At 36.4% G+C, this 24239-nt stretch carries 18 protein-coding genes; 9 read left to right on the top strand and 9 right to left on the bottom strand.

Features of this window, described 5'->3' with window-relative positions:
- Positions 1 to 11: 11 nt before the first annotated feature.
- The 8 genes from VK161_RS14290 to VK161_RS14255 all read right to left on the bottom strand — a co-directional run bounded on the left by VK161_RS14290 (position 12) and on the right by VK161_RS14255 (position 8762).
- Complete coding sequence (locus tag VK161_RS14290) at positions 12 to 1301, bottom strand: hypothetical protein (RefSeq protein ID WP_324215474.1); 1290 nt, start codon at positions 1299 to 1301, stop codon at positions 12 to 14.
- Between the two features lie 128 nt (positions 1302 to 1429).
- Positions 1430 to 3586, bottom strand: coding sequence for a polyribonucleotide nucleotidyltransferase (locus VK161_RS14285; protein WP_324215473.1), 2157 nt, complete (start codon positions 3584 to 3586; stop codon positions 1430 to 1432).
- A gap of 134 nt (positions 3587 to 3720) precedes the next feature.
- Positions 3721 to 3990, bottom strand: a complete 270-nt coding sequence (gene rpsO, locus VK161_RS14280; protein WP_324215472.1) for a 30S ribosomal protein S15 — start codon at positions 3988 to 3990, stop codon at positions 3721 to 3723.
- Between the two features lie 152 nt (positions 3991 to 4142).
- On the bottom strand, positions 4143 to 5081 hold the full coding sequence (locus VK161_RS14275; RefSeq protein ID WP_324215471.1) for an energy transducer TonB: 939 nt from the start codon (positions 5079 to 5081) through the stop codon (positions 4143 to 4145).
- A gap of 7 nt (positions 5082 to 5088) precedes the next feature.
- Positions 5089 to 5913, bottom strand: coding sequence for a thymidylate synthase (locus VK161_RS14270; RefSeq protein ID WP_324215470.1), 825 nt, complete (start codon positions 5911 to 5913; stop codon positions 5089 to 5091).
- An 85-nt stretch (positions 5914 to 5998) separates the two neighbouring features.
- Positions 5999 to 6628, bottom strand: a complete 630-nt coding sequence (locus VK161_RS14265) for a bifunctional nuclease family protein (protein ID WP_324215469.1) — start codon at positions 6626 to 6628, stop codon at positions 5999 to 6001.
- A gap of 311 nt (positions 6629 to 6939) precedes the next feature.
- Positions 6940 to 7908, bottom strand: a complete 969-nt coding sequence (locus VK161_RS14260) for an electron transfer flavoprotein subunit alpha/FixB family protein (protein WP_324215468.1) — start codon at positions 7906 to 7908, stop codon at positions 6940 to 6942.
- Between the two features lie 107 nt (positions 7909 to 8015).
- On the bottom strand, positions 8016 to 8762 hold the full coding sequence (locus VK161_RS14255) for an electron transfer flavoprotein subunit beta/FixA family protein (RefSeq protein WP_324215467.1): 747 nt from the start codon (positions 8760 to 8762) through the stop codon (positions 8016 to 8018).
- A gap of 199 nt (positions 8763 to 8961) precedes the next feature.
- On the opposite strand from VK161_RS14255, the gene VK161_RS14250 reads away from it, so the two are divergent.
- The 4 genes from VK161_RS14250 (at position 8962) to VK161_RS14235 (ending at position 14482) form a co-directional block, all read left to right on the top strand.
- Positions 8962 to 9909 carry a hypothetical protein gene (locus tag VK161_RS14250; RefSeq protein ID WP_324215466.1) on the top strand — a complete coding sequence of 316 codons (948 nt, stop codon included), beginning with the start codon at positions 8962 to 8964 and terminating at the stop codon, positions 9907 to 9909.
- A 165-nt stretch (positions 9910 to 10074) separates the two neighbouring features.
- Positions 10075 to 11052, top strand: a complete 978-nt coding sequence (locus tag VK161_RS14245) for a pyruvate dehydrogenase complex E1 component subunit beta (protein WP_324215465.1) — start codon at positions 10075 to 10077, stop codon at positions 11050 to 11052.
- A gap of 56 nt (positions 11053 to 11108) precedes the next feature.
- Entirely contained in the window at positions 11109 to 13595 is a 2487-nt protein-coding gene (locus VK161_RS14240; RefSeq protein WP_324215464.1) for a DUF5686 family protein, read from the top strand.
- A gap of 293 nt (positions 13596 to 13888) precedes the next feature.
- The gene (locus tag VK161_RS14235; protein ID WP_324215463.1) at positions 13889 to 14482 is read left to right on the top strand and encodes a DNA-3-methyladenine glycosylase 2 family protein; all 594 of its coding nucleotides are present in this window, start codon (positions 13889 to 13891) and stop codon (positions 14480 to 14482) included.
- A gap of 118 nt (positions 14483 to 14600) precedes the next feature.
- Here the strand turns inward: VK161_RS14235 and VK161_RS14230 are convergent, their stop codons facing one another.
- The gene (locus tag VK161_RS14230) at positions 14601 to 15047 is read right to left on the bottom strand and encodes a DoxX family protein (RefSeq protein WP_324215462.1); all 447 of its coding nucleotides are present in this window, start codon (positions 15045 to 15047) and stop codon (positions 14601 to 14603) included.
- 155 nt (positions 15048 to 15202) lie between these two features.
- Between VK161_RS14230 and VK161_RS14225 the strand changes: the two genes are divergently transcribed.
- The 5 genes from VK161_RS14225 (at position 15203) to VK161_RS14205 (ending at position 24221) form a co-directional block, all read left to right on the top strand.
- Positions 15203 to 17671, top strand: coding sequence for a sodium-translocating pyrophosphatase (locus VK161_RS14225; protein WP_324215461.1), 2469 nt, complete (start codon positions 15203 to 15205; stop codon positions 17669 to 17671).
- 95 nt (positions 17672 to 17766) lie between these two features.
- On the top strand, positions 17767 to 20037 hold the full coding sequence (locus VK161_RS14220) for a family 20 glycosylhydrolase (protein WP_324215460.1): 2271 nt from the start codon (positions 17767 to 17769) through the stop codon (positions 20035 to 20037).
- A 17-nt stretch (positions 20038 to 20054) separates the two neighbouring features.
- Complete coding sequence (locus VK161_RS14215; protein WP_324215459.1) at positions 20055 to 21047, top strand: N(4)-(beta-N-acetylglucosaminyl)-L-asparaginase; 993 nt, start codon at positions 20055 to 20057, stop codon at positions 21045 to 21047.
- A gap of 7 nt (positions 21048 to 21054) precedes the next feature.
- Complete coding sequence (locus VK161_RS14210) at positions 21055 to 21741, top strand: copper homeostasis protein CutC (protein ID WP_324215458.1); 687 nt, start codon at positions 21055 to 21057, stop codon at positions 21739 to 21741.
- Positions 21738 to 24221: a beta-mannosidase gene (locus tag VK161_RS14205; RefSeq protein WP_324215457.1), complete on the top strand. Its 2484-nt coding sequence runs from the start codon at positions 21738 to 21740 to the stop codon at positions 24219 to 24221. The genes VK161_RS14210 and VK161_RS14205 overlap by 4 nt, the downstream gene beginning before the upstream one ends.
- Positions 24222 to 24239 lie beyond the last annotated feature (18 nt).

Genomic DNA, 24239 nt, shown 5'->3' with positions numbered 1-24239 from the left:
ATGAAGTTATTTTAAAAATACCGAATTGGTCTTGTTTTAATCGAAGGTGAATTTTTATATAGAGCAGACATTTCTCCATTGCTAAAGTTAATGCATTTTGCACTTGAAACGGATTCTTCGGAAGAACTCCAGTATAATTCATCGCTAAAATTACCCAAGCCGACACTTTTAAGATTGTCGTAGAGTAGGAGTAATTCCAACATAGACGGAACAAACCAATCATCCTTTGAGTTAATTACTAATTGGATTGCAGTTTTACTAGAAACAGTACCGTTGCTCAAACTACTACACACACTTGGATTGGTGAAATAGTTGGTTAGATTGTTGTGAAAGTTTGTTACAGCTACTGAGTTTTGATATCCAGTTCCGATTTCCTCGTAATCAGCATCAATAATTTCGCCGTTCAAACAACCCCATTCTTCAATAATTAAATCGTCTTGTGCTACTTCGATATAACGCCAACCGTTGGTAAATTCTCCTTTATCATATGCTATAATTCCACCACTTGGGCCAGTTTGACCGATAGTGTAGAGTTGTGTACTCGAACATTTTTTTACTAAAGTTCTCGAAAAAGTAGGCGTTTGAAGTCCCATCGTTTCACCGGTGAATGAAATGATTTTAAAGTTATAGTTCCAATTTTGCACTGTTGTGGATGTTCCTTCAAGATTAATGTTTAAATGCAGTTCATCATTTAAAAATAAAAATATCCAAGTGCCATCATAAGTTGCGTTGTGATGATAAAGTGTAATAGTTCCTGTTGCATCTGCTGTGAATACTGCTCCAGCAAAGTCATTGTTTGCTCCTTCGATATAGGGAATTTCCCACACACATGTTCCTTGAGGAATTCCAAATAAACCACTGCAATAACTAATGATGTCTTCTCTTGAACAAGAATCGATAGCAATTTTTAATTCAGCATTATTAGTTACGCTGAAAATAGTGCCGTCTGATAATGTGGTCTCAAGTGGATAACTGATGCTGATGGATTGATTGGCAGGCAACTGAGCTAAAAAGGCACTAAATTGACCGTCTCCACCCAGAATGACTTCGCCTTGTGGAACCAGATTTGCATCATATATGAATACCTTAAACGGATAAATGAAGTCAATGCAAACGGTGTTTTCAATTGGATCATCTCCTCGATTGACTACCGATTCTAATAAACCGAACAATTCCGAATCTTTTGTTATGGTTTCTCTTGTTAAGTCGACAACCTCATTGTCGTCTAAATCGGTACAACTGCTTATAGAAAACAAAAGCAATAGTGTTCCTAATAGAATATTTAAGTTGATCTTTTTCATAGCAATCTTTTTTGTTTATATTTTATAGTGTGAATAAATTCAAAAAGGTTGCTTTGATTGATGAAAAAAACAAAAACCCTGATTTGAAATTTCAAATCAGGGTTTTTTATGAATTAATTATAGATTAATTAACCTTGTGGAGCGTCTTTTTTCTCTTCTCTTGGAGGACGTGGAAGAAGTGCTTTTTTCGACACTTTTTCTTTTCTTGTTTTAGGGTCAACACCTAAGTATTTCACCATAAATACGTCGCCCATTTTCACCACATCAGCAACGTTTTCTGTACGTTCCCATGCTAATTCCGATACGTGAAGTAATACTTCGTTTCCAGGTGCTTGTGTATATTCTACAACAGCTCCAAAATCGAGCATTTTTATTACTTTTACTTCGTATGATTCACCCATTACAGGTTTGAAAATAATCGAATCGATTTTAGCTAATACTGCTGCAATTCCGTCTGGATCAGTTCCTAAAATTTCAACAACACCTTGCTCGTCTACTTCGTTAATAACAATCGTTGTTCCTGTAGCTTTTTGTAATTCTTGTATTACTTTTCCACCTGGGCCGATTAAAGCACCGATGAAGTTTCCAGGGATAGTTCTAGTAATGATTTTTGGAGCGTGTTTTTTAACATCTGCTCTTGGAGTAGCAATCGTTTCAGTAAGTTTGCCTAGAATATGCAATCTACCTTCGCGAGCTTGATTTAATGCTTGCTCCATTATATCGTAACGCAAACCATCAATTTTGATGTCCATTTGACAAGCGGTAATTCCGTCAGCAGTTCCTGTTACTTTAAAGTCCATATCACCTAAGTGATCTTCATCTCCTAAGATATCAGAAAGAACAGCAAATTTTTGACCATCTGTGATTAATCCCATTGCTATACCTGAAACGGGTTTTGTCATTTGAACACCAGCATCCATTAACGCCATTGTACCAGCACAAACCGTTGCCATTGATGACGAACCATTTGATTCTAATACTTCAGAAACAACACGAATGGTGTAAGGACAATCAGCAGGAATCATGTTTTTTAACGCACGTTGTGCTAAGTTTCCGTGACCCACTTCTCTACGTGAAGTTCCTCTTAAAGGTTTAGCTTCGCCCGTTGAAAAGGGTGGAAAATTATAATGTAAGTAGAATTTTTCTTCTCCTTGTTCTGATGGTGAATCGATTTGGTTAGCTTCTCTTGAAGTTCCAAGAGTTACAGTAGCCAAAGCTTGAGTTTCACCACGTGTAAATAAAGACGAACCGTGAACAGAAGGTAAATAGTCAATTTCGCACCAAATTGGTCTGATTTCGGTTGTTTTTCTTCCGTCTAAACGAATGCCTTTTTCAAGAATTACATTACGAACTGCTTCTTTATTAGTTTTGTAGAAATATTTTCCTACTAATCCAGCTAAGTCACTGTTTTCTGCGTATTCTTCTTCAGTAAACAACGCTTTACATTCTTCTTTTACAGCGGCAAATTTTTCGCCTCTTTCACTTTTTCCTGAAGCTTCTTGAGCAATTGCATAGCATTTGTCGTAACCTGCAGCTTTTACTTTTTTGTATACTTCTTCGTCTTCAACTTCTCCTTCATAAGTACGGATTTCTTTTTTTCCGAAAGCTTCTTGAAGTCGTAATTGAGCGTGAATTTGAACTTTAATGGCTTCGTGAGCAAATTTAATTGCTTCTACCATTTCAGCTTCTGAAATTTCTTTCATTTCACCTTCAACCATAGCTACTGAGTCTAAAGAAGCGCCAATCATCATGTCGATGTCTGATAATTCTAATTGTGCTCTGCTTGGGTTAATTACAAATTTTCCGTCTATACGTGCAACACGTACTTCGGAAATTAAGTTGTAAAAAGGAATGTCGGAAACTGCTAATGCTGCTGATGCTGCTAAACCTGCAAGCGCATCAGGCATTACGTTTTCGTCGTGCGACATTAATTGAATCATCACTTGAGTTTCAGCATGGTAATCATCTGGGAAAAGCGGACGCAAAACACGGTCTACTAAACGCATAGTCAATACTTCACTGTCACTCGGACGTGCTTCTCTTTTGAAAAATCCGCCAGGAAAACGACCTGCAGCGGCAAATTTTTCACGGTAATCTACCGTTAAAGGTAAAAAGTCAACACCAGGGTTTGATGTTCTTGCGGATACTGCTGTTGCTAAAAGCATACAGTCGCCTAAACGAACTACAACTGAACCATCTGCTTGTTTGGCTAATTTACCTGTTTCGATTAGGATGGTTCTTCCATCACCTAAATCGATTGTTTCTTGGGTTACTTTTGGAATCATAAAATTTAATTCTGTTAAACAATTAGGTTAGTTGTGTTGTTGTGTGTAGTTGTTTGTAACCCAATGAAAAACCGAAACTTTTCTTCTTTATTTTAAAACAAAAAGAGGCGCGCAAGCACCTCTTTAGATATGTATTATTTTCTAATACCTAATTCTTTGATAATCTCACGATATCTGTTAATGTCTTTTTTCTTCAAGTAGTCAAGAAGACTTCTTCTTTTACCTACTAAAAGTACTAATGAACGCTCAGTGTTGTAATCGTGACGATTTTTTTTCAAGTGTTCAGTAAGGTGAGTGATTCTGAATGTGAACAATGCGATTTGCCCTTCAGCAGAACCAGTGTTTTCAGCTTTACCTGCGTGTTTAGCGAAGATTTCAGCTTTTGTTTCTTTAGTTAAATACATTCCAATATTATTTAAATGATTATTATGTATGAAAAAGGATTTTCCTAATTCGTGTGCAAAGGTAAAAATAAAAACTACCTACACAAATTAAATGAATGATTATTTTTAAATGTCGAGACATCAAAGAGGAATAGAAATTGATTTAATTCTTACTAATCTGATGTAAATGATATTGGGATGGAATAGCTCGTTTTCACTTTGATTCCTCTCAATTCTCCCACGCCCCAGTCAGGATATTCACTAATTAATCGGATGGCTTCATTGTTGTATTCATCATTCATTCCTTTTAATATACGCACATTAGTGATGCTTCCGTCTTTATCAATCACAAAATCTAGAATAATTTTTCCGTCTATGTAACCATATTTTTTGGGAATTCTGAATTTTTTTGCTATGTATTTATAAAAATGGTCAATTCCTTTTTTAGGTCTTGGAGGAAGAAAAACTTTTTCATAATTGTACTCATTGTTGAGTGTGTCAATGCTTTTGCCTGAGATTAGTTTAGTGTCTTTGTATATTTCAACAAATGTGTACTTCAACATTGGATGTCTTCCTTTCCATTCACCCTCTTTCCAGCCATTTTTAACCTTACCTGAAGCAATGGAGTACGTTTCAACTTCATCATATTCACCATTTCCATCAACCACAGTTTGTACGTTTTTTGAATTCCAAAATTGTAAAACCTTTAAATCATATTCAAGTTTGTCGTCACTTTTGGCGATGTATTCACCAATCATTCTCTTGTTGCCATTTTCATACCATTGCTCAATGCTTCCGGAAGGGCGACCATTTACATAATTGGTAATGGACTCTTTATTTCCGTTTTCGTGATATGAAATCCATTTTGATCGGTATGAGATTTTGTCTCTAGTCTGGGAAAGTCCTTCGCCTTTTAGTGCCCCTGATTTGTAATACTCTTTGATCTCATACTCTGGTTTGTTGAGAAAATAGTCTTTTACTAATCGGTAAAATACATGATTCTCTTTTGATGTTTCCTTTTTTAGAGAATCCAAATAAATAATTTTATCGTTGGATTCTTGTCCAACAAGCACTGAAGTGAAAATCAGATAAAAAAAGAGAAATTTTTTCATAGAAAATTTATACTGCTACAGCTCCTTTAATATGTGGATGTGGTTCGTAACCTTCTAAAGTGAAATCCTCAAAAGTAAAATCAAAGATGTTTTTTACATTCGGATTTAAAATCATTTTGGGTAATGGCTTGGGTTCGCGCGACAATTGTAATTCTACTTGTTCAAAATGATTGTTGTAGATGTGTGCGTCACCAAAAGTGTGAATGAACTCACCAACTTGTAGGTCACACACCTGTGCAATCATCATCGTGAATAAGGCATATGAAGCAATGTTGAACGGAACACCCAAGAAAATATCGGCACTTCGTTGGTACAATTGACACGATAATTTTCCGTCGGCAACATAAAACTGAAAAAAGGCATGGCATGGAGGCAAAGCGGCTTTTCCGTTGGCTACATTTTCTGCAAATGATTTAGTCGTGTCAGGCAAAACCGATGGATTCCAAGCCGAAACCAACATGCGTCGGCTGTTAGGGTTTTTCTTTAATGTGTCGATTAATTCGGTAATTTGATCAATTTCTTCGCTGTTCCAATTTCGCCATTGATGACCGTACACCGGACCCAAATCACCATTTTCGTCGGCCCATTCGTCCCAGATTTTCACACCATTCTCTTTCAAATACCCAATATTAGTATCGCCTTTCAAGAACCAAAGTAGTTCGTAAATAATCGATTTTAAGTGTAATTTTTTAGTAGTTACCATCGGAAAACCTTCGGATAAATCAAAACGCATTTGATATCCAAAAACACTCTTGGTTCCAGTTCCTGTGCGGTCGCCCTTTTGGGTTCCGTTTTCTAAAACGTGCTTAACTAAATCGTGGTATTGTTTCATAACAATTGATAATTGATAATTGATAATTGACAATTATTCGGTTAGCTGGAAATTATCCATTATCCATTGTCCATTATCCATTTTGTTAACTTTCTCTTTTCGATATTTCGTCTCTGATTTTAGCTGCTTTTTCGTAGTCTTCGTCTTGAACTGCACCTTCTAGCAATTCGTGTAATTCCGATAAACTGAATTTGGTATAACCTTCGTCTAATTTTCCTTGACCACTATCAAATCCAAAAGTTTCTGGAGTTGATAAAACGCCTTCGTTTTCATCTTCTGAATTTTCAGTTTCAGGTGAATTAGGGTTGAGGTAAATACCAGCCTTGTCCAATATATTTTTGTATGTAAAAATTGGAGCGCTGAATCGTAATGCTAAGGCAATTGCATCCGAAGTACGAGCGTCTATGATTTCTTCAATTTTGTCTCTTTCACAGATGATGCTAGAGTAAAACACACCATCCACCAATTTGTGAATGATGACTTGTTTGACAACGATATCAAATCGATCGGCAAAACTTTTGAAAAGGTCGTGTGTTAAAGGACGTGGCGGTTTGATCTCTTTTTCTAGTGCAATGGCAATAGATTGCGCTTCAAAAGCGCCAATTACTATAGGTAATTTTCGTTCACCGTCAACTTCATTTAAAATAAGTGCATAAGCACCGTTTTGTGTTTGGCTGTAAGAAATTCCTTTTATGGTAAGTTTTACTAAACTCATTTTATGTTAAATCAGATGTGAAAGATAAAGAAATACTGCTCTAATTGACTGTCTTTTATAATGACTGCAAAGTAACAAAAAACTTTCGCTTCTTAAAACAAAAAAAATAAGCTACCCAAAAATTAATTCAGATAGCTTATCAAGTTTGAGTTAGTTTTATTTTTAAGAACAAATCGTGAAATTCCAATTTCAAAAAAACAAAACCCAAATAAATTCAAATTTTTCAAATAATAAACTTCAAAAAGCATTTTGAATTTGAAATTTAGAATTTTGAGATTATTTGTAATTTGTGATTTGTTTTTTGGAATTTACTATCCGTTGTTCGCTTTGAATTCCTTTAATTTTTGTGTCAACCTCGGAACGATGTCAAAAGCGTCACCTACAATTCCGTAATCAGCTACTTTGAAAAAAGGTGCTTCAGCATCAGTATTGATTACCACTTTTACTTTAGAAGAGTTGATTCCAGCAATGTGTTGAATTGCTCCTGAAATTCCGATAGCAATATACAAGTTAGTAGCTACAGGTTTTCCGGTTTGACCTACGTGTTCGCTGTGAGGACGCCATCCTAAATCGGAAACGGGTTTTGAGCAAGCCGTTGCCGCTCCAAGTGTTGTGGCTAATTCTTCAAGCATTCCCCAGTTTTCAGGACCTTTTAATCCGCGTCCGCCTGAAACAACGATATCAGCATCAGCAATTGTTACTTTTCCTGTAGTTTTTTCAATTGATTCTACTTTTACTGCAAAATCAGCATCGTTTAAACTAGGAGCAAAATCTTCTTCTGCTAATGATGAAGTTGATTCTACTAAACCAAATGAGTTTTTGGCTAATGAAATTACTTTTACATCAGTTGAAATTTCAGTAATGTTAAAGGCTTTGTTCGAAAATGCATTTCGTTTTACTTGAAAAGGAGAAGTGCTTAGCGGCAATCCTACAACATTCGATGCAAATCCGGCTTCCAATCCAACTGAAACCAATCCAGCAAGATACAAACTGTCGGTTGTAGACGAAAGTACAATCACTTTTGCTCCTTCTTTTTGTGCTGCTTGTTTAATTACATCAGCATAAGCTTTAGCGTTAAAGTTACCTAATTTATCGTTGGTTACTTTCAACACTTTGTTTACACCATAATTGGCTAAATCAGCAACATTTCCAGGGTTTACTGTCACAGCTGTTACTGTAGTTCCCATTGATTCAGCTACTTTTTTCGCATAAGATGCCAATTCAAAAGCTACTTTTTTGAATTTTCCATCTTGTGATTCTGCGTATATTAATAATGACATGATTTATTGTTTTAAATTATGAATTTTAAATTTTAGAATTAAGCCCAAAGTAAAGTTACAAGTCAAAAGAAACTTTCTTTTCGACTTTTGACTTTCGACTTCGATAATTAGATCACTTTTGCTTCGTTGTGAAGTAAGTTGATTAATTCGTCTAAGTTGTCAGGTGAAACTAATTTCACTGCCGATTTCGGAGCTGGTTTTTCAAATTTCACGGCTTTAGTTGCATTGTCAGCACCAATTGGTTCAACTACATTCAGTGCTTTCGTGCGTGCTGTCATGATTCCGCGCATGTTTGGAATTCGTAAATCTTTTTCTTCAACTAATCCTTTTTGTCCACCAACAATTAATGGTAATGAAGCAGCAATTACTTCTTTTCCGCCATCAATTTCACGAGATGCTTTTGCTGATGTTCCGTCAATAGTAAGTTCGGTACATGAGTTTACAAAATTATACCCCAACAAACCGGCTAACATTCCAGGAACCATTCCGCCATTGTAGTCTAAGGATTCTTTTCCGCAAATGACTAAATCATATCCGCCATTTTTAACGACTTCTGCCAATTGTTTAGCAACATAAAATCCATCAGTAGGATTTGCGTTTACACGAATTGCATCGTCGGCTCCAATGGCCAATGCTTTTCTTAAAGTAGGTTCAGTATCGGCTCCACCCACATTTACCACAGTTACTTTAGCGCCTTGTTGTTCTTGAAACCAAACTGCTCGTGTTAAACCAAATTCATCATTCGGATTGATTACGTACTGAACACCATTAGTGTCAAATTCAGAATCACCGTTAACAAAGTTGATTTTGGAAGTAGTATCAGGAACATGGCTGATGCAAACTAATATTTTCATTGTGTATTGAATTAAAATTTTCTGAGCGTAAAAGTATAAAATATATTTCGAATAATTATATGCGTGCATACTATTTTTTTAAAAAATAGCAGTATTATATCGATTTCGTTGAGGTTTGAGTCTTTTTAAAAAAATTATCAGGCAACCATTTTCAAAGTAAGTAGTCTATTATAGTATAACCTTAAATCAAGATTGCTTTATGAAAAATTTAAATTATTTCCCGCTTATTCTTTTATTAGTTGTTGTTTCATCGTGTTCAAATCAAGAAGCTATTGAGTCAGATCAAGACAATACAATTCAAATTAGTCACTATGTTCATAAATCCTATGATTTGTCTGGAAATGTTATTCGAACAATTGAATATTCATTAGAGAACAATAAAATTATGAACTCACTATCAACAGTTTTCGCTACTTCACAAACGGCTAATTCTATATATACTTACTCTGATGATAAACTAACTACAATTTCAAATTATTCTAATGGTAGTCTGACTTCTCAGTCTAATTATCAGTACAACGCAAACAATGATTTGGTCGAGATGAGACAAAATTCGTTTAATACAGCCAATCAAATCACTACCATTCAAAAGCATACTTTTACACATACTTCTGATACTATTTTTTCACAATGGAGCAGAAGCACAGATGGCGGAGCAACCTATTCAAATATTGCCAATTTTAAAATTGTTTTGGACCAAAATAACAACCGTGTTTTTCTTGAAGAGCACAACATAACGGATGGAAATACAGATCGAATTGTTAGTACTTACGACTCAAACAACAATTTAATTAATGAGCAGTATTTTAGCGTTTTTGCAGACGGGCAAACAACTCAATATCCTACTAACACATACACTTACACTAATCAAATAAATCCCTTAGCGATTGCTTTTGAAGCAACTTACCAGAGAAAAACATTAATGATGCTGTATCACCTACAGACCAATGCAATTAATCAAATAAATGCCAGAAACATATCGCCTAATTCAATACAGACGTTCATCACCGATTTAGGAGATGGTACGGTTACATTTGAAATTGACAATATTCCGTTTAACACCGAATATACAAAAAGCAGTGACTATAAAACTTTTTATTCGGGTAGCCTTTATGCTCGATTTGGTTTGGAATACTTTTTTGAATAGAAAATAGATGTCAATTATAACGTTTTCGTTAAAAACAAAATTCATTTTTGATGAAAACAAACAACAAAATCGCTTAAAAAAATTCTTTTATCACTTTTAATTTTTACTTTTGCTTTCCAAAATTGATCCTTCGAAAGGCTCAGTACGACAAAATAATAAGAATATATGAGAACGATACAATTTAGAGAAGCGATTGCCGAAGCGATGAGTGAAGAAATGCGTCGCGACGAGTCAGTATATTTAATGGGTGAAGAAGTTGCAGAATACAATGGCGCCTACAAAGCATCAAAAGGTATGTTAGACGAATTCGGACCCAAAAGAGTAATCGATACACCAATTGCTGAATTAGGTTTTGCTGGAATTGCAGTAGGTTCTGCAATGAATGGTTGTCGTCCAATAGTAGAATACATGACGTTCAATTTCTCATTAGTAGGAATTGACCAAATCATCAATAATGCAGCCAAAATGCGTCAAATGTCGGCTGGACAATTCCCAATGCCAATGGTATTTCGTGGTCCAACGGCTTCTGCAGGTCAATTAGGTGCAACACACTCACAAGCTTTTGAAAATTGGTTCGCCAACACGCCAGGCTTAAAAGTAATTGTTCCTTCTACTCCATATGATGCCAAAGGGTTGTTGAAAGCAGCCATCCGTGATGATGATCCTGTTATTTTCATGGAATCAGAACAAATGTATGGTGACAAAGGTGAAGTGCCAGATGGTGAATACATTCTACCAATAGGTGTGGCCGATGTAAAAAGAGAGGGTTCTGATGTAACCATCGTTTCTTTTGGTAAAATCATTAAAGAAGCTTTCATTGCAGCTGATGAATTGGCTAAAGAAGGAATCTCGTGTGAAATCATAGATTTGAGAACGGTTCGCCCAATGGATTACGATGCCATCATCAATTCAGTGAAGAAAACCAATCGTTTAGTGGTTTTAGAAGAAGCTTGGCCTTTTGCTAGTGTGGCTTCAGAAATCACCTATATGGTTCAAGAAAGAGCTTTTGATTATCTTGATGCTCCAGTACAACGAATCACAACTGCCGATACTCCAGCACCGTATTCGCCAACATTATTAAAAGAATGGTTGCCGAATTCAGAAGATGTTGTTAAAGCAGTGAAAAAAGTAATGTATAAATAATAGAAACTATTATATTTGAGCCATCTACTTTTGTAGGTGGCTTTTTTATTTCAACTATGACGAAAAATACTATTTTTAAAATCCTATTTTTATTATTTGCTGTACCAACTGTCTTTTCTCAAACCAAAGTGAGTGGAATCATAGTAGATAAAAAAAACGAACCTGTTCCTTTTGCTAATGTTATTTTTAGTGGATCGAGTGAAGGAATCGTGAGCAACGAAGACGGTCGGTTTTACCTCGAATCTCAAAAAGACTATACCGCAATTGAAATTTCTTTTATGGGATATGTTACCAAAGAAGTTCCTCTGACCAAAAAGGTAACCTACGAAATGAAAATAGTTTTGAATGAAGAAGAAGTGCTCAAAGAAGTAGTTATCTACACCGGGAAAACTTCCAAAAAAAATAATCCAGCGTTGGATATTTTACGCAAAATTTGGGAACGTCGACGCAAAAACGGACTCAAAATGTTCAATCAGTATCAGTATGAGAAATACGAGAAAGTTGAATTTGATATGAATACCATCGACAGTGCTTTTATGAAAAGTAAAATTTTCAAAGGCATGGAATTCATCTTCGATAAAGTTGATACTTCTAAAGTTACCGGAAAAACCTATTTGCCTATTTTTATAAACGAGGCCATTTCAGATGTTTATGGTGATAATCAAAAAAATAAAGTCAAAGAAATTCTGAAAGCCAACCGTAATTCTGGTCTCGAAAACGGCGATATGGTTAATACTTTTATTAAAGATTTATACAATGAATACGACATCTATAATAACTATTTGGTGTTCTTTGATAAAAGTTTTACAAGTCCGCTTTCGCGAACAGGAATCGATGTGTACAATTATGTGTTGTCCGATAGCGCTTACATTGACGACAAATGGTGTTATAACATTTTGTTCTATCCGCGTCGAAAAAACGAACTCACTTTCAAAGGAAACTTCTGGGTAAACGACTCCACTTTTGCCATCAAAAACATCAGTATGGCAGTGACCAAAAGCGCCAATATCAACTGGGTGAAAGAAATTTACATCGAACAAGATTTTGAAGTGTTGAATGATTCAGTTTTCTTGCTTACTCGCGATCACATGATGTCGGATTTTGCTTTGCGTAAAAAAGAAGAATCAAAAGGTGTGTATGGCAAACGAACCACACTCATCAAAAACCACAAATTCAACGAAGAAAAGCCTGATAAATTCTATAAGGAAGAAGTCAACTTTATCGATAATTCCGTTTATGCTCGAGATGAAGAATACTGGAATCAAAACCGATTCGAAAAACTCAACAAAGACGAAGAAGGCATCTATAAAATGCTCGATACACTCAAAACGGTCAAGAAATTCAAGCAATTGTACAATTTAGTGTCCATTTTAGGAAGTGGTTACATCGAGTTTAAGAATTTCGATTATGGTCCGATTTACTCCACTTTTGGTTATAATGAAGTGGAAGGAATCCGCGTTAGAGTGGGCGGTCGAACCTATTTCGGGCGCAACGATCCATGGCGTATTCAAGCCTACACAGCTTATGGTTTTGACGATAATAAATTCAAATACGGCGTTTCCGGTAAATGGATGATTGAAAAGAAAAATCGAATCATCATCTCTGGAGGAAATCGACGAGACGTAGAACAAATCGGTGCCAGTTTAACCACAACTAACGATGTTTTGGGTCGAAGTTTTGCTTCGTCCAGTTTGTTCTCATCGGGAAATAATGGAAAATTGACCAACATCAATCTGACTAATTTCTCAGCCGAAATAGAGCCGATTAAAAATTTTACTATTCAAACCGGTGTAACGTACCGAACTTTAGAATCGGCCTCTGATACCTTCAAGTTGGATTATTTTGTTGACGAAGCGCGAACCATTACGAAAAGTGAAGTCAAACAAGCTGAATTCAATGTGCAACTCGAGTTCATGCCCAAACGTAAAACGATTGGTTACGGTGTAGAACGAATGTATGTGGATAGTCCGTACAGCCACATTTTTGTCAATTACAGTCAAGGTTTCAAAGGATTAGCCAATAGCGATTTTGATTACCAAAAAATTCAATTGTACTACAAGCAACCGTTGCTAATCGGTCCAATTGGGCGAACCAATTTAATCATGGAATTAGGGAAAACATTCGGGAAAGTGCCACTCGGTTTGATGAGTGTCGTGCCTGGAAACCAAACCTATTTCACCATAGAAAACACGTTCAACAACCTTAATTTTTACGAGTTTGTGACCGATGAATACGCTACTTTGCAATGGACGCACAACTTTCAAGGAAAACTTTTTGCCCGCGTACCGTATTTGAGAAAACTGAATTGGAGGGAAATCATCGGAATTAAAACGGTATACGGAACCACTTCGGAAGAAAACAGATTGCTCAATGCTTCTGGGTTGACTTACATTTCACCCGAAAAACCGTATTGGGAATACAGCGCCGGAATCGGAAATATTTTCAAAGTATTCCGCATCGATTGCAGTTGGAGAGGCAATTACAGAGACGTTCCAGACACCAATAATTTTACAGTAAAAGGTTCTTTTGGATTCTACTTCTAGTCATTGCGAGGAGTAATGACGAAGTAATCTGAAGCTATTTCCTGCTATCCATTACAAGTCCTCAGTCCAAAAAGTGTTTTTCTAAGCCTTTCAAAAGCTTCCGTTGGTCGCTTCTGCAAGTCAACAAAAACTACTTTTTTGGCCTTGCGGGCTTTCCATTGCTATCAGGGCTAAAATAAAGGTAAATCAGAACCTAAACTTATTTCAAAATTCGTTGCTCGTTATTCAACATTCAACATTTTTGAAGTTTGAACAACGAACACTGAATAACGAATTTTGAAGTACTATTATGTATGCAACACACTATTGATTTTTTGATTGCAAAAGATACAGTTTTAAAACATATAATAACTACTTTCGGTCATCCCATCATTCAAAAACGCGACGAAGGTTTTGCTTCTATGTGTCACATTATTTTAGAACAACAAGTGTCCATCGAATCAGCCAAAGCATGTTACGTCAAAATCCAAAACAAACTAAAAAATATCACTCCCGAAAACATTCTGAACTGCTCCGATGAAGACTTGCGAAGTTGCGGTGTTTCGCGTCAGAAAATCATCTATTTAAAAGATTTAGCTGATAAAGTTCTTTCCGGCCAAATTAATTTCGAAAGCTATCCAACCAAATCCGAAGAAGAAATTCGCGCCGAACTCATCACGATAAAAGGCGTCGGAAATTGGAGTATCGAAGTGTATTTAATGTTTTGCCTTCAATCACCCGATATTGTTCCGCTTGGCGATATAGCCATCAAAAATACACTCAAAGAATTGTACAACTGCCAAACCCACGAAGACATGCAAACCGTTTCTGACAATTGGAAACCGTACCGCACTTTTGCTTCGTTTACCATTTGGCATTACTATCTTAAAAAAAGGAATAAGATTTAGTCGAATCCTCTAAAACAAATCAACATTCAAAATTCCAAGTTGAATATTCCTTGTTTAAAATTGGAATGTTCAATCGAGAACACTGAATGTTGAGACTTAAATTGTATCAAAAAATGTATTAGTGCTTTTTCAGTAATTTATAATCTAAACTGTATTTTCCCGGACCAGTAAAAAACAACGCCAAGTACAATATAAAATAGATGAATGAACTGTTCAGTTCAAAACCGTTGTCGTTGTGCATCACCATCGAAAATGGGAATACCACCAAAAAGATGTACGCCATACAAATCAATAGCGGAATCAAACTCAATCGAGTAAACAACCCGACAATCAAAAGCAAACTGCAGAAAAATTCCGCAAATACAGTTAATCCCAAAGGGAAGGCACCATTCATTCCTAAAAAACTAACTTCCTTCATCCAGAAATCAGAAGCAGCCATTTCTTGAAAATGAGTCAATTTTTGTAATCCGTAGCAAGCCATTAAAGCTCCCATTACCACTCTAAATAGTAATAATCCGATGTCGGTGTTGATTGAATTTGCCGAAAATAATTGTAGTCTTTTCATAGTGTTAAGCAATTTTAATGATTTAAGTTATAGATTTATAATACAGTAGCTATACAAATTTAGCATATTTATTTTTATAAAATCAATCTAGTTGTTATAGTTCTTAAAATTTTGTTATTTTTGCACCCGATAAATTAAGAACAAAAATTAACCTTATGGATTCATTTATGATTTATGTGCCAATAGTTATGGCAATCATTGGGCTAGCTTTTATGGCTGCCAAAAGAGCTTGGGTGTTAAAGCAAGATGCAGGTGATGGTAAAATGAAAGAGATTTCAGATTACATCTACGAAGGAGCATTGGCTTTCCTTAAAGCAGAGTACAGATTATTAGCAATCTTCGTAATTATTGCAAGTGTTGTTTTAGCTGGAATTACTTTTCTTCCAGGAGTTAAAACACATTTATTAATAGTTGTTGCTTTCATTTTTGGAGCGTTATTTTCAGCTTACGCTGGTAATATCGGTATGAAAATCGCTACAAAAACAAATGTTAGAACAACACAGGCTGCTCGTAGTAGTTTACCACAAGCTTTAAAAGTATCTTTTGGTGGTGGAACAGTTATGGGATTGGGCGTTGCTGGTTTAGCCGTTTTAGGTTTAACTGCATTTTTCATTATCTTCTTTAACATCCTTTCGGGTGGTGTTTGGAAAGATACTGAGGCAATGACCGTTGTTCTTGAAACATTAGCTGGTTTCTCTTTAGGAGCTGAGTCTATTGCATTATTCGCTCGTGTTGGTGGTGGTATTTATACTAAAGCTGCTGACGTTGGTGCTGATTTAGTAGGTAAAGTAGAAGCAGGTATTCCTGAAGATGATCCACGTAACCCAGCGACTATTGCTGATAACGTAGGTGATAACGTAGGTGACGTTGCAGGTATGGGTGCCGATTTATTCGGTTCGTATGTAGCAACAGTTTTGGCTGCGATGGTTTTGGGTAACTACGTAATTAAAGATATGGGTGGTAACATCGTTGATAAAGGTTTCGGCGGAATCGGACCTATCTTATTACCAATGGCTATTGCTGGTTTCGGAATCTTATTCTCTATCATCGGAACGATGTTAGTAAAAATATCAAGCGACGATGCTAAAGAAAAACAAGTTCAAGGTGCATTGAACGTTGGAAACTGGGTTTCTATCGCTTTAACTGCTGTTGCTTGTTTTGGATTAGTAAAATACATGTTGCCAGAAGTAATGCAAATGGAATTCTACGGAGAAGGTTTAAAAGAAATCTCTTCAATGAGAGTATTCTATGCAACAATCGTAGGTTTAGTAGTAGGTGGAGTTATTTCATCTGTAACTGAATATTATACAGGTTTAGGTACAAAGCCAGTTTTGGCAATTGTACAAAAATCATCAACTGGTGCCGGAACTAACGTAATCGCTGGTTTAGCAACAGGTATGATTTCTACTTTCCCAACAGTATTGTTGTTTGCTGGTGCAATTTGGGCTTCGTATGCATTTGCTGGTTTCTACGGTGTAGCTTTAGCAGCTTCTGCTATGATGGCTACAACGGCTATGCAATTAGCAATCGACGCTTTCGGACCAATCTCTGATAATGCTGGTGGTATCGCTGAAATGAGTGAATTACCAAAAGAAGTTCGTACGCGTACCGATATTTTGGATTCAGTAGGAAATACAACTGCTGCAACAGGAAAAGGTTTTGCTATCGCTTCTGCTGCGTTAACTTCATTGGCTTTATTTGCTGCTTATGTAACATTTACAGGAATTGACGGTATCAACATCTTCAAAGCTCCAGTATTGGCAATGTTGTTTGTTGGAGGTATGATTCCAGTAGTGTTCTCTGCATTAGCAATGAACTCAGTGGGTAAAGCTGCGATGGACATGGTATACGAAGTACGTCGTCAGTTCAAAGAAATTCCAGGTATTATGGAAGGAACTGGTAAACCTGAATACGGAAAATGTGTTGAAATTTCTACAAAAGCTGCATTACGTGAAATGATGTTGCCTGGAGTTTTAACCATCGGTTTCCCAATTGCAATTGTACTTTTAGGTAAATTAGTTTATGCTGATAACAACCAATTAATCGCTGAAATGTTGGGTGGTTATATGGCCGGAGTTACCGTTTCGGGTGTACTTTGGGCTGTATTCCAAAACAACGCAGGTGGTGCTTGGGATAACGCTAAAAAATCATTCGAAGCGGGTGTTGAAATCAACGGTGAAATGACGTACAAAGGTTCTGATGCTCACAAAGCTGCCGTAACTGGAGATACAGTTGGAGATCCATTCAAAGATACTTCAGGTCCATCTATGAACATCTTAATCAAGTTAACGTGTTTGATCGGATTGGTAATTGCTCCAATCTTGGGTGGTGATCACGTAGAAGCTGCAACTAAAGCTTCTTGTTGTGCAGCAACGGAGCAATGTTCATCAATGTCAAAAGAAGAGTGTGAAGCAAAAGGATGTACTAAGTCAGATTGTGCACACATGAAAGGCGATGCAACAACTGCTATGGTTGGGAAATGTGACATGAGCAAATGTGCTTCAATGACCAAAGATGAATGCGCTAAAATGTGCGACTCTTTGGGTTGTTCTGCTGAAGACAAAGCTAAATGTATGGCGATGTACGATGAAAACGGTAAATTCAAAGGTGAAGCTACTAAGTAATTCATCTTCTTAAATAAATACAAAGCCTTGCATTAATTTGTGAGGCTTTTTTATTGTTTTTTACTTAAATTTAGCCTGTACAAACAACCTAATTCATGACAAGAAACTATTTCCTACTTTTTGTATTGGTTTTTAATTTGGGTTTCTCTCAAGCGCAATTGCCAATCATTCCTCAACCTAAAATGTCCAAAACGAGAGACGGCGTTTTCGTTTTGACCAAAGAAACGGTCATTCAAGCCAATCCCAAATCATTCGAAGGGCAATTTCTTCAAAAAAGTATTGCACAACTAGCAGGACTGAATTTGAAGTTGGTTTCTGCTTCCAAATCGCCATCAGTAATCAATCTGAATTTGATCAAACCAGCAAATGAGAACTACGATAAAGAGCAATACAATCTTTCTATAAATGATAATTTAATTCAAATTCAAGCGGCAGATAGTAAAGGAATTTTCTACGGAATTCAATCGTTGTTGCAAATGCTTCCCATTACAAATCAAACCGAAATTAAGTTGCCTTTTGTTGAAATTATTGATAAACCCAAATACAGTTGGCGCGGAATGCATCTTGATTGTGCACGGCATTTTTTTCCAAAAGAGTTCGTCAAAAAGTACATTGACTATTTGGCGATGTACAAAATGAATACCTTTCATTGGCATCTTACCGATGATCAAGGTTGGCGTATCGAAATCAAAAAATACCCAAAACTGACCGAAGTAGGTGCGTGGCGTAACGGTTCGATGGTAGGTCATTACAACGATCAAAAATACGACGACAAAAAATACGGTGGTTTTTACACTCAAGCTGAGATTAAAGAAATTGTTGCTTACGCGAATGAACGACACATTACCATCGTTCCTGAAATCGAAATGCCAGGTCATGCACAAGCGGTTCTTTCGGCTTTTCCCCAGTTTTCATGTACAGGAAAACCAATTGAAGTGGCCAAACAATGGGGCGTTTTAGACGATGTTTTTTGTCCCAAAGAAGAAACTTTTGCTTTTTTAGAAGATGTTTTAACCGAAGTTATTGCGCTTTTTCCTTCTCAATACATTCATGTGGGTGGCGACGAATGCCCGAAAACACGTTGGAAAAACTGTTCGCATTGTCAAAACCTAATCAAAGAAAAAGGCCTTAAAGACGAACACGAATTGCAAAGCTATTTTGTACAGCGAATCGAAAAATTTGTAAACAGTAAAGGCCGAAAAATCATCGGTTGGGACGAAATTCTCGAAGGCGGATTGGCTCCCAACGCTGCTGTTATGAGTTGGCGCGGAACCGAAGGTGGAATCGCAGCTGCCAGACAAAAGCATTATGTGGTAATGTCACCTGGTTCGCATTGTTATTTTGATCATTATCAAGGTGAACCTAAAAATGAACCTCTAGCAATTGGTGGTTATACTCCAGTCGAAAAAGTATATTCGTTCAACCCTACACCAAAAGAACTTTCTTTCGAAGAAAGTAAGTACATTCTCGGCGCTCAAGCCAATCTTTGGACGGAATACATCGAAACTCCGCAGCACGTTGAATACATGATTTTTCCGCGGATTATGGCGTTGTCTGAAGTGCTTTGGGGAACATCCAAACCCGAACAGTACAAAGAGTTTCAAAACAGGATGATTCAACAATTTTCTTTATTAGAAAAAAAGAACATCAATTACAGTAAATCCATTTTTGAAGTGACTACTCAAGTGAGTCCATCGCAATCTGGAAACGGAATTGCTTTTACTTTGAAATCGGCTAATGATTCGAGTAAAATCAAGTATACAACCGATGGTAGCAATCCAACAATTCAGTCACTTTCGTATTCAAACCCAATTGAAATCAACACGGATCAAACCATTAAAGCAGCTTATTTTGAAGGATCAAAACAAAAAAGCGCTACAGTTGAACAAACTTTTTACCTCAATAAAGCAACAGGAAAAAAAATACAATTAGTTCATCAACCGCACGAAAATTATTCCATTGGTGGCGCTTTTACTTTAGTAGATGGAATGATAGGTAACCGAACCAAATTTGGGCGCGATTGGCTGGGTTTCTGGGGAAAAGATGCCATTGCAACAGTCGATTTGGGTAAAAAAGAAAACATCCATTCCGTTTCAGTAAGTGTATTGTCCAACGAAGGCAGTTGGATTTACTACCCAAAATCCATTGAAATTTTGACGTCGGTTGATGGACAAAATTTCCAATCACTGAAATTGGTTTCATCCGAAGAAATAAAATCGGAAAAAGGAGAAATTATACTGAATTTCCCAATTCAAAATGTCCAATTTGTCAAAGTTATCGCCCTAAATAATGGAATAATTGCCGATGGTTTTCCCGGAGCAGGTTCGCAATCGTGGCTTTTTGTTGATGAAATAGGTGTTCAATAACGACTAAAAAAGAAGCAATGTCAAACAGAAGAAATTTTATAAAAACGGCAGCTGTAGGTTCAATAGCTATAGCCTTGAATTCCTTTAAATCCAAAGACGATGAACAGGTTTCAATAACTGATAAAGTCAATAAACCCATAGTGCTTTCAACGTGGAATTTTGGCGTACAGGCCAATGGTGCAGCATGGGAAATTCTAAAAAATAACGGTCGCGCCTTGGATGCTGTTGAAGCGGGTGTTAAAATTCCGGAAGGCGATCCCAACGAGCGCAGCGTAGGTTATGGCGGGCGACCTGATCGCGATGGAAAAGTCACACTTGATGCCTGTATTATGGATGAATTTTCCAATATTGGTTCAGTGGCGTGTTTGGAACACATCAAACATCCAATCTCTGTGGCACGTGCTGTAATGGAAAAAACACCACACGTTATGTTAGTGGGCGATGGAGCGCTTCAATTTGCACTTTCACAAGGGTTCAAAAAAGAAAACTTATTGGTTGAAGCTTCTGAAAAAGAATGGAAAGAATGGCTGAAAAAAAGTGAATATTCACCTAAAGCCAATATTGAAAATCACGATACTATAGGCATGATTGCTTTGGATAGTTTCGGAAATTTATCGGGCGCTTGTACCACGAGCGGAATGGCATTCAAAATGCATGGACGAGTAGGTGATTCGCCCATTATTGGAGCGGGTTTGTATGTAGATAACGAAATCGGAGCCGCAACAGCAACGGGTCACGGTGAAGAAGTTATCCGCATTGCAGGTTGTCATTTGGTAGTCGAACTCATGCGTCACGGAAGGTCGCCTCAAAAAGCCTGTGAAGAAGCCGTAGCTCGCATTGTAAAATTGACCAACAATAGAAATAAGAACTTAAAAGACATTCAAGTAGGTTTCATTGCGCTCAACAAAAAAGGCGAATACGGTGCGTATTGTGTACAAGGTGGTTTTAATTATGCAGTGAATGATGCTTCAGGAAATAAATTAATCGATTCGGATTTCTTTATGAAATAATATAAAAATGATTGCAAAACACCAATTAGAAATCGCTTGTTTTACTGCCGATGCTGCTTTAATTGCTCAACAAAACGGTGCCAATAGGGTTGAATTATGTGGTGTAATGAAAGTCGGTGGAATTTCTCCAACGATTGAAATTGTGAAACAAGTACGAGCTAATGTATCCATCGATTTGTATGTCATGATTCGACCAAGAGGTGGAAATTTTGTTTATTCAGATGCCGAATTTCTGCAGATGAAAACTACAATTTTAGCATTTAAAGAGCTCCAAGTAGATGGTTTTGTATTCGGAACTTTAAATGAAAACAATCAGATTGATATAGAAAAAAACAAAGAATTAGTTGAGTTAGCTCATCCGTTGCCGTGCACATTTCATCGCGCTTTTGATGAAGTTTCAGATGTGTTTCAATCATTAGAAGATGTTATAGATTGCGGTTTTACAACACTATTAACTTCTGGTCAAGCCCAAAATGTTGTTGATGGAGTTGCTGTTTTATCGGAATTGGTTCGAAAAGCCAACAACAGAATCATCATTATGCCTGGCGGTGGATTGCGGTCAACCAACATCGAATTCATTATGAAAAAAACGAATGCGCTTTTCTATCATTCTTCAGCAATTACTGACGATAGTGAAAGTCCAAATCCGACCGAAATCAAAGTATTAGTATCAAAATTAAAACCGTCATCATGATGCATTACAAAAGACTTGTTTGGTTGATTTTATTCCTAATCAGCAATTGGGTTTCGGGTCAAAAATCGGAGAGAGATTTATCTTCAGAGCAATGGCAGTTTTCCAAATTAGGTGAAAATAAATGGTTGTCAGCTACAATTCCAGGAACTGTTCACACCGATTTATTAAAGAACAATCTCATTCCTGACCCTTTTTTTGGTGCCAATGAAAAAAAACTGCAATGGATTGAAGAGGAAAATTGGGAATATCAAACGAGTTTTTCGATTACAAAAAATGAAATAGACAATCAAAACATACTTCTACAATTTGACGGATTGGATACAGATGCAATTGTTTATCTTAATAATTCCAAAATTCTATCGGCCAATAATATGTTTCGTACATGGAAAATAGAAGTAAAAAAGTTATTAAAAGTCGGTAAAAATGTGTTGCGTGTCGAGTTTTTTTCTTCAGTAAAAAAAGCAAAAGAAGAGGCGAAAAAGTTATCTTATGTGTTACCTGGCGATGAAAAAGTATTTGTCAGAAAAGCGCAGTATCAATTTGGCTGGGATTGGGGTCCGCGATTTGTCACTTGTGGAATTTGGAAAAAAGTAAGTTTGCAATTTTCGAATTCGGCTTCTATTTCTTTTGTTAAATACAATCAGAAACTATTGACAAAAGAGTTGGCTGAATTGGAATTTTTAGTTCAAATTAATGCAGGTGTGGAAGGTAAATTCAAAGTCAATTTAAATAATGATTCGCAAGAAGTGGTTTTGAAAAAAGGATTCAATACACTTAAATTGAATCATTCCATTCAGAATCCACAATTGTGGTGGACCAATGGTTTGGGGGAAGCACATTTGTATGATTTTAAAATTAGTCTTTCAAAAAGTCTGACTCTCATTGATTCAAAATCACTAAAAATCGGTTTGAGAACCATCGAGTTAGTCCAAGAAAAAGACAAAATCGGAACTAGTTTCTACTTCAAATTAAATGGAGTTCCCGTTTTTATGAAAGGCGCTAACTACATTCCAACGGATAGTTTTTTGCCCAAAACAAAAGATACAGATTGTCAAAAAATAGTACAAAATGCGGTCGATGCCAATATGAATATGCTTCGTGTTTGGGGTGGCGGAGTCTATGCCGACGATACTTTTTACGACGAATGCGATAAAAATGGAATTCTTGTTTGGCACGATTTTATGTTTGCTTGTGCGATGTATCCCGGCGGTAGTTCTTTTCTAGATAATGTAAAACAAGAAGTCATTGATAATGTGTCTCGACTACAAAATCATCCGTGTATTGCATTGTGGTGTGGCAATAACGAAATTGACGAAGGTTGGCACAATTGGGGTTGGCAAAAACAATACAATTATTCGAAAAAAGATTCCACTGAAGTTTGGTCGAATTATAAAAAATTATTTCACGAAGTCATACCGAAGACATTAGACAGTTTGCTTCCTAAAACCGAAAATCGATATTGGTCGTCATCGCCTTCTATAGGTTGGGGAAGAAAAGAAAGTCTACTTCAAGGCGACTCTCATTATTGGGGAGTTTGGTGGGGAAAAGAACCTTTTGAAGTTTACAAAAAAAAGGTCGGTCGCTTCATGAGTGAATACGGTTTTCAAGGAATGCCTAATGTGAAAACATTGCAATCTGTTGTGAATGAAGATGAACTGAATCTCCATTCCGAATCGATTAAAAATCATCAAAAGCACCCAACAGGTTATGAAATAATTAATGAGTACATGCAACGCGATTATGTAGTTCCAACCAAGTTTGAAGATTATATATTTGTATCTCAATTACTACAAGCTGATGGAATGAAAACTGCTATAGAAGCACACAGACGAGCTAAGCCAAATTGTATGGGAACTTTATATTGGCAATTGAATGATTGTTGGCCAGTGACTTCGTGGAGTTCAGTTGATTATTATGGAAGATGGAAAGCGCTTCATTATCAAGTAAAAAGGAGTTTTGAAAATCTTTTGATTTCTTTTGATGATGATAAAGACAATTATTTGATTTATGTTATTAATGATGATTTAAAACCCATTAACGGAGTGCTGGACATTGTTCTTTATGATTTTAAAGGCAAAGTAGTTTGGGAAGCAACATCTACAGGTCTTGTCTACGGAAATTCTTCTAAAGTTCTTTTTGAAATCCCTAAAAAAGAATTTGATGAATTTTCACTAAATGATGTTGTTCTAAATGCTTCAATTACTGATGAAGAGAAAGTAGCAAAATCTAATTTTTATTTTGTAAAACCTAAAGAATTGAATTTGTCAAAACCGACTATTCAAATCACCAAAATTGATGAAACAACCATTGAAATAACTTCTGATGTTCTCGCCAAAGACGTTTTTCTTTATGCTGATGAAGATGTCTTTTTTAGTGATAATTTTTTTGATGTGTTACCCAATCAAAAAGTGATAATTAAACTTTCAAAACCTATTAAAACAATAAACGCGAAGTCATTATTTGATACGTTAAAATATTAGTGCTTTTGAAACACTATA

It is taken from the genome of Flavobacterium sp., assembly GCF_035299245.1.
In the GTDB taxonomy this organism is placed as follows: Bacteria; Bacteroidota; Bacteroidia; order Flavobacteriales; family Flavobacteriaceae; genus Flavobacterium.
This window is presented reverse-complemented; position numbering and strand designations above follow the sequence as displayed.

What these genes read in the sequence shown, in the direction of transcription:
- VK161_RS14220 (WP_324215460.1), top strand. Translation starts at nt 17,767, where the DNA reads ATGACAAGAAACTATTTCCTACTTTTTGTATTGGTTTTTAATTTGGGT.
- VK161_RS14210 (WP_324215458.1), top strand. Translation starts at nt 21,055, where the DNA reads ATGATTGCAAAACACCAATTAGAAATCGCTTGTTTTACTGCCGATGCT.
- VK161_RS14235 (WP_324215463.1), top strand. Translation starts at nt 13,889, where the DNA reads ATGCAACACACTATTGATTTTTTGATTGCAAAAGATACAGTTTTAAAA.
- VK161_RS14205 (WP_324215457.1), top strand. Translation starts at nt 21,738, where the DNA reads ATGATGCATTACAAAAGACTTGTTTGGTTGATTTTATTCCTAATCAGC.
- VK161_RS14255 (WP_324215467.1), bottom strand. Translation starts at nt 8,762, where the DNA reads ATGAAAATATTAGTTTGCATCAGCCATGTTCCTGATACTACTTCCAAA.
- VK161_RS14240 (WP_324215464.1), top strand. Translation starts at nt 11,109, where the DNA reads ATGACGAAAAATACTATTTTTAAAATCCTATTTTTATTATTTGCTGTA.
- rpsO (WP_324215472.1), bottom strand. Translation starts at nt 3,990, where the DNA reads ATGTATTTAACTAAAGAAACAAAAGCTGAAATCTTCGCTAAACACGCA.
- VK161_RS14275 (WP_324215471.1), bottom strand. Translation starts at nt 5,081, where the DNA reads ATGAAAAAATTTCTCTTTTTTTATCTGATTTTCACTTCAGTGCTTGTT.
- VK161_RS14250 (WP_324215466.1), top strand. Translation starts at nt 8,962, where the DNA reads ATGAAAAATTTAAATTATTTCCCGCTTATTCTTTTATTAGTTGTTGTT.
- VK161_RS14265 (WP_324215469.1), bottom strand. Translation starts at nt 6,628, where the DNA reads ATGAGTTTAGTAAAACTTACCATAAAAGGAATTTCTTACAGCCAAACA.
- VK161_RS14285 (WP_324215473.1), bottom strand. Translation starts at nt 3,586, where the DNA reads ATGATTCCAAAAGTAACCCAAGAAACAATCGATTTAGGTGATGGAAGA.
- VK161_RS14260 (WP_324215468.1), bottom strand. Translation starts at nt 7,908, where the DNA reads ATGTCATTATTAATATACGCAGAATCACAAGATGGAAAATTCAAAAAA.
- VK161_RS14225 (WP_324215461.1), top strand. Translation starts at nt 15,203, where the DNA reads ATGGATTCATTTATGATTTATGTGCCAATAGTTATGGCAATCATTGGG.
- VK161_RS14230 (WP_324215462.1), bottom strand. Translation starts at nt 15,047, where the DNA reads ATGAAAAGACTACAATTATTTTCGGCAAATTCAATCAACACCGACATC.
- VK161_RS14245 (WP_324215465.1), top strand. Translation starts at nt 10,075, where the DNA reads ATGAGAACGATACAATTTAGAGAAGCGATTGCCGAAGCGATGAGTGAA.
- VK161_RS14270 (WP_324215470.1), bottom strand. Translation starts at nt 5,913, where the DNA reads ATGAAACAATACCACGATTTAGTTAAGCACGTTTTAGAAAACGGAACC.
- VK161_RS14215 (WP_324215459.1), top strand. Translation starts at nt 20,055, where the DNA reads ATGTCAAACAGAAGAAATTTTATAAAAACGGCAGCTGTAGGTTCAATA.
- VK161_RS14290 (WP_324215474.1), bottom strand. Translation starts at nt 1,301, where the DNA reads ATGAAAAAGATCAACTTAAATATTCTATTAGGAACACTATTGCTTTTG.